This window comes from uncultured Cetobacterium sp., assembly GCF_947038635.1.
Lineage (GTDB): Bacteria > Fusobacteriota > Fusobacteriia > Fusobacteriales > Fusobacteriaceae > Cetobacterium_A.
In genome coordinates this window covers 1-5,555 of sequence record NZ_CAMQXC010000138.1, presented here as the reverse complement: position 1 = coordinate 5,555, position 5,555 = coordinate 1, and the positions used below count along the sequence as shown (strand labels likewise).

General features: G+C 27.8%; 7 protein-coding genes. 6 read left to right on the top strand and 1 reads right to left on the bottom strand.

Translation table 11 applies throughout. From position 1 onward, the window contains the following. Positions 1–60: 60 nt before the first annotated feature. Positions 61–747 (bottom strand): type 1 glutamine amidotransferase domain-containing protein, encoded by a 687-nt coding sequence (locus Q0V08_RS10410; protein ID WP_297434544.1) that lies wholly within the window; start codon positions 745–747, stop codon positions 61–63. 147 nt (positions 748–894) lie between these two features. On the opposite strand from Q0V08_RS10410, the gene Q0V08_RS10405 reads away from it, so the two are divergent. The 6 genes from Q0V08_RS10405 to Q0V08_RS10380 all read left to right on the top strand — a co-directional run. Then, positions 895–1,410, top strand: coding sequence for a YbhB/YbcL family Raf kinase inhibitor-like protein (locus tag Q0V08_RS10405; RefSeq protein ID WP_297434541.1), 516 nt, complete (start codon positions 895–897; stop codon positions 1,408–1,410). 12 nt (positions 1,411–1,422) lie between these two features. After that, a complete protein-coding gene (locus Q0V08_RS10400) occupies positions 1,423–2,046 on the top strand; it encodes a DUF1847 domain-containing protein (RefSeq protein ID WP_297434539.1) in 624 nt (207 codons plus the stop codon). A gap of 114 nt (positions 2,047–2,160) precedes the next feature. Further along, positions 2,161–2,463 carry a hypothetical protein gene (locus Q0V08_RS10395; RefSeq protein WP_297434537.1) on the top strand — a complete coding sequence of 101 codons (303 nt, stop codon included), beginning with the start codon at positions 2,161–2,163 and terminating at the stop codon, positions 2,461–2,463. Positions 2,464–2,599: 136 nt separating this feature from the next. After that, positions 2,600–3,985 (top strand): hypothetical protein, encoded by a 1,386-nt coding sequence (locus tag Q0V08_RS10390; protein WP_297434535.1) that lies wholly within the window; start codon positions 2,600–2,602, stop codon positions 3,983–3,985. A gap of 3 nt (positions 3,986–3,988) precedes the next feature. Next, a complete protein-coding gene (locus Q0V08_RS10385) occupies positions 3,989–4,921 on the top strand; it encodes a sugar-binding domain-containing protein (protein ID WP_297434533.1) in 933 nt (310 codons plus the stop codon). Positions 4,922–5,065: 144 nt separating this feature from the next. Beyond that, positions 5,066–5,555: dihydroxyacetone kinase subunit L (locus Q0V08_RS10380; RefSeq protein ID WP_297434531.1), on the top strand; the 490-nt coding region annotated here is incomplete at its 3' end.

The window sequence follows — 5,555 nt, the reverse complement described above, 5'->3', positions numbered from 1 at the left end:
ATATAGTATAGTATAAATCTTTTTCCAATTTAATTCAAGGAAAGAATTTTTATTAAAAGATTATTTTTGTAAAACCTTAAGAACCTCTCTAGCAACAGCAGCACCAGATGATGGGTTTTGTCCTGTAACTAATCTTCCATCAGCAACGGCATACTCTCCCCAGTTATCAGTTTTACTATATTTAGCACCTCTTTTAACAAGTTCATCCTCTGTTAAAAATGGAACAAGTTTATCAAGTTGAACCTCTTTTTCCTCACTATTAGAGAATCCAGTGACTTTTTTATCCTTTATTAAATACTCACCAGAACTATCTTTTATATTTAATAAACCAACCAAACCATGACAAACAGCTGAAACAACTCCACCATTGTTCCAAATACCTATAGCAATCTCTTGTAATTTTTCATCATTAGGGAAGTCCCAAAGAACTCCGTGACCACCTGTGTAATATATAACAGAGTAATCATTATAATCAATATCTTTAGCAGAAATAGTTACACCAAGACTATTCATAAAATTTCGATTAGTATAGAATTTCCAATCTAAATCAGACATCATTTCGGCTTCGATACTGTGTGGATCAATTGGAGTATATCCACCTAAAGGGCTAACATAAGTTATTTCAAATCCATTGTTTTCCATAACTTCAACAAAATGAACAGCCTCACCTAACCATAGACCTGTAGCTCTATTAACATTTGAATATTTTGAAACATTTGTAACAACGACTAAAACTTTTTTACTCATAAAAGCCTCCTAATAATTTAGATATGATAAAACGAAATCCATTTGAAATACTTTTACTGAGTTTATAGATATATTCCTATAAAAATTTCAAAGAGGATAACAGTATTTTTTTTGAATAAAAAAGAAAAAGAAGTTCAAGGAGGAAAAATGAAAAAAAGTAGAAATTTTATATTGAAAAGTGATAGTATTGTAAATGGTTGTATTAAAAATGAGTTTGGTAAACATGGAGACTCATGGATAGATAACGTTCCTTCAAAATCAATAGGTTTAAAATGGGAAAATGCTCCTGAAGGCACAGAGAGTTTTTTAATTGTTATGCAAGATTATGATGCTGTTCCTGTAGCTGGTTTTTCTTGGATACACTGGATAGCTGTAGTTCCAAAAAATTATACTGAACTTAAAGAGAATGCAAGTAGAGAGGATAAAAATATAATTCAAGGAATTAATAGCTGGGCATCTAAATTAGTTGGATTACCTAAAGAGAGAGCAACTTTTTATGGAGGACCAACTCCACCAGATAAAGATCATATATATGAAGTAAAAATATATGCTTTAGATAAGGTACCAAATTTAAAAAATGGATTTTATTTAAATGAAGCGTATAAAGAGATAAAAGGTCATGTGTTAGGTGAAGGGGATATAGAGGGGATATATAAAGCATAGGGAGGATAAGAGATGTATAGTTGTGCAAATTGTAAAGTTCATGGATGTAGAGAGCAAAATTATGAGAAGATGCCTAAAAATTGTCCTAGTAGAGATAAGGAGTTTCAAGAGGAGAATAAACTTCTTTATTTAGAGGAGGAAAACTACAAATTAGCTCACAACTCAGCTTTAGTTGAAAGTGAGGGATATTGTAGACTAACTAGGGTAGAGGAGATAATAGAGTTTGCTAAGAAAAATAACTTTACAAAAATAGGGTTAGCCTTTTGTGTAGGTCTTAGGAATGAAGCGGAAATTTTTACAAAAATACTTAAAAATAGAGGATTTCAAGTATGCTCAATAATTTGTAAAAATGGATCTGTGCCTAAAGAATTTATAGGAATATCTGATTGTGAAAAAGTTAGACCAGGTACTAATGAGGTAATATGTAATCCTATAGGACAAGCAAGACTTTTAAATAAAATGGAAACTCAGTTAAATGTTATGTTAGGACTTTGTGTAGGCCATGACTCTCTATTTATGAAATACTCTGAGGCTCCTGCAACAGTTTTAGCTGTAAAAGACAGAGTGACAGGACATAATCCACTAGCTCCTCTATATATCTCTGAGACGTATTATCACAAAAAACTTTATAAATAAAAACGTATTAAAACAAATCAAAATGATAATTATATAAAAAATATATTTTAAAATAATACTTACATAAGGTATAATTTATATCATGAATAATAATATCCTAGGGAGGTACACACTATGAAAAAAGCGTTTTTATTTTTACTAGCACTTTCTACATTGAGTTATTCAGCACCAAAGACATCATATAGAACTGGAGTAGCCTTCGCATTAGGAGACTATTTTAATTCTCCAGCTACAAAAGTCTTAGAAGCTGGCAAAATTGTACAACTAGAGGATAATATATTTGCTCAAAAAGTAAAATATCAAGCTTATAGCGACTTTGGTGGACAAATAATTAAAGAAAAAATTTTTATATTAAAAAAGATAGATTCTACTTTTAAATTTGTAGAAAAATTAGATGTAGGAGAGATAGAGTTATAAAAAGTGGGGCTAATATTAGCCCTATTTTATTTTTTTAAAAATAAAGACCTATAATCAATAGATATAAAAATGATATGTCAAGACTTCTCAGAAACCGCAATATATGATAACATATAACATAGAGGGGGGTGGTATAATGAATACAACAGCTGCCAATATTCTTAAAATTTTATCTCAGAGTGAAATGTCTGTAGATGATATGCAGTTGTATTTAGAAGTAGAAAAAAGTTCTATAATAAAATCTATATTACAATTTAATCAATTTTTAATATCAATTAATTTACCAACCATAGAAAAAAATGAAAATTTATACTCTTTAAATCTTTCAAATCAACAGATGCAAACACTATTAAACAATTTTAACACCTTAACATCAACAGAAAAAGTAGATTATCTATTTATTAAATTTATAGCAACAGGATTTTTAAATTTAGAAAAGGAAAAAGAGATATTAGATGTATCAAGAAGCACTATTTTAAGAGCATTTAAAACAGTGAAAGAGATATTTGCAGCAAATGGAACGACGTATGAATATGTACATGGAAAGGGTCTAGTTTTAAAAAATTTAAGCTTAAGTGATAAAGGAACATTTTGTAAAAAATTAATGATCTTTTTTATAGAGGAGCACATTTTAGTTCCAAGTAGAAAAAAACTATTAAACAGTATAAAAAGATTTGATACAAAAGAACGTATGGAAAAACTATATCCAATTTTAAGTAATTCAGATATATCTATAAACTATGTTATGCTTTCTTTTGTTCATGTTTTGGAAATTTGTATTGAGTTATTCGGAGGATTTAGTTTTAAAATAGATAAAAATTCTAATTTAGAGAAGTATATAAAATTAGAAAATTTAGTAAATAAATACGGAGTAGGTTTTGGTAATGAATATAAAAAGCAGTTAACTGAATTTTTATTTTCATTTTCCTATGAAGAGGGACAGCTGGATGGGACACTAATTAATAAAAGTTCAAAATTTGTAAAAGATTTAATGGCGTATTTTAAACTAGAGATACCTAATAAAGATTTATATAGATTACTTTTCAATAAAGTTTATCTTTCATTTTTTAAATTAGAAGATAATATTTTAAAAATATCTAATTTAAAAAGAGATAAAGGTCAATTAAAAATCTTAGAAAAATTAGATAGATTTTTAGAGGAGTACTCATATAAAATGTACCTTGCTGATAAATATACAATAGCTTTTGTATTGAAAACTGTTATTATAGAGGAAAATCTTAGTGATATAAAAAATGTATTGTTATTATTTCAAGATGCAGTAATTAATAAAAAAAATTCTTTCAATATGTATTTGAAAAGGTATATTCCAACTGTTAACTTTGATGTTGAACCTATACTTTTTTATCAAAGAAATGTAGCTACGCTTAAAAAAAACTATGATATTATTATAAGTGATAGTAAAATATCTTATGATTCAATTTTAATTGATTCATATAATAATATTAAAATTTATGAAATCTTAGAAAATCATGCTTTAACAAGAGGATTAAATAAGGAGTAGTGTATGAGCGCAGATAATGAAAAAATTCAAAGGTTAATATCTATTGCTAAGTTATATTATTTAGAAAATATGACTCAAAGTGAGATTGCAAAAATAGTTGGAGTTTCTCGCCCTTTAATTAGTAAATTTTTAACAGAAGCTAGAGAGTTAGGACTGGTAAAAATAGAGATTAATGATATTTTAAAAGATAATATTCAGGAGAGTAGATCGGAGGAGTTAAGTAAAAAATATAGTTTAAAAGATGTGTACATAGTTCCATCTAGCAGCAATAAAAACTTAAATGATCAAATCTTTATGGATCACTCTTTAGAATATATTTTTAATCAGTATAAGAATAGTGAAGTGTTAGGAGTTGGATGGGGAAATACAATAGGTGGAATTGTAGAGAGAATAGATAATAGAGAAAGACATATTTTTTCAGGAACGGTTGTACCACTAATAGGAAATGCACCAGTTTCTCATAGAAACTACCATACAAATGAACTTATAAGAATGCTTTCAGAAAAAACTAGTTTAATTTCAAAGTATCTATATCTACCATTTTTATGTTCATCTCATAGTGAAAAAGAGATGTTTTTAAAAACAGAAAATTTAAAAGAGATAACATACCTTTGGAATAAAATAGATTGCTCAGTAATACAGATAAGAAACTTTCCATCAGTACCAGATTTAGCAACAGAAGCAAGATTTGGAAAAGTATTACAAGAGGAGAAAGCTGTTGGAATGTTTTTAAGTTATTACTTTGATATTGATGGAAATATTTTAAAAGGTGAAAATGACTTTTCTATCCAAATTCCGTTAGAAAGTTTAAAAAGTAATAAAAAAGTAATTGGAATAATAAACAAAAGAGTTAATCCACTAGCTGTTATAGGAGCTTTAAAAACAAAAGTTTTTACTCATATAGTTATTGATAGTGATGTGGCTAGTCTGATTTAAAATTAAATAGATATTAAAATTTAAGAAGCTTATTAGAGCTTCTTTTTTTATCAAAATTGTTGAAATAAAAAAAATTTGACATTTGTCAGAACAAAGGTTATATACATATTAAAAGAAAAAAATCTATTTTTAAGAGGTGGAGATATGGTTATAACAAAAGAAAGATGGATATCTATTTTTCAAAATATTTCAGAGCTTATGATAGAGAACAAAGAGATTTTATCAGATATTGATTCTAAATTTGGAGATGGGGATCATGGGATTACAATTGAAAGAATTGGAATGGTTATAAAAGATAAAAGTCAAGAGTGGAAAGAGAAAAATCAATCTTTAAAGGGATTTTTTCAAGAGATTGGAGATGCAGTTACAAATATAAATGGAGGTTCTGCAGGACCTCTTTATGGAACATACTTAAGTGGATTAGGTGAAGACTTAGATGAGGATATTATTAATGTAGATGGAAAAACATTAAAAAAAATACTGAGCTCTGGATTAACAGAACTTCAATATCTAACTACAGCCAAAGTTGGAGATAAAACTATGATGGATACACTTATACCAGCTACAGAGGCAGCATTAAATGCAAGTGATAATGTATTAGATACAGTGACTAAAGCTAAAGATGCAGCTCTTG

What these genes read in the sequence shown, in the direction of transcription:
- Q0V08_RS10410 (WP_297434544.1), bottom strand. Translation starts at nt 747, where the DNA reads ATGAGTAAAAAAGTTTTAGTCGTTGTTACAAATGTTTCAAAATATTCA.
- Q0V08_RS10390 (WP_297434535.1), top strand. Translation starts at nt 2,600, where the DNA reads ATGAATACAACAGCTGCCAATATTCTTAAAATTTTATCTCAGAGTGAA.
- Q0V08_RS10400 (WP_297434539.1), top strand. Translation starts at nt 1,423, where the DNA reads ATGTATAGTTGTGCAAATTGTAAAGTTCATGGATGTAGAGAGCAAAAT.
- Q0V08_RS10405 (WP_297434541.1), top strand. Translation starts at nt 895, where the DNA reads ATGAAAAAAAGTAGAAATTTTATATTGAAAAGTGATAGTATTGTAAAT.
- Q0V08_RS10385 (WP_297434533.1), top strand. Translation starts at nt 3,989, where the DNA reads ATGAGCGCAGATAATGAAAAAATTCAAAGGTTAATATCTATTGCTAAG.
- Q0V08_RS10395 (WP_297434537.1), top strand. Translation starts at nt 2,161, where the DNA reads ATGAAAAAAGCGTTTTTATTTTTACTAGCACTTTCTACATTGAGTTAT.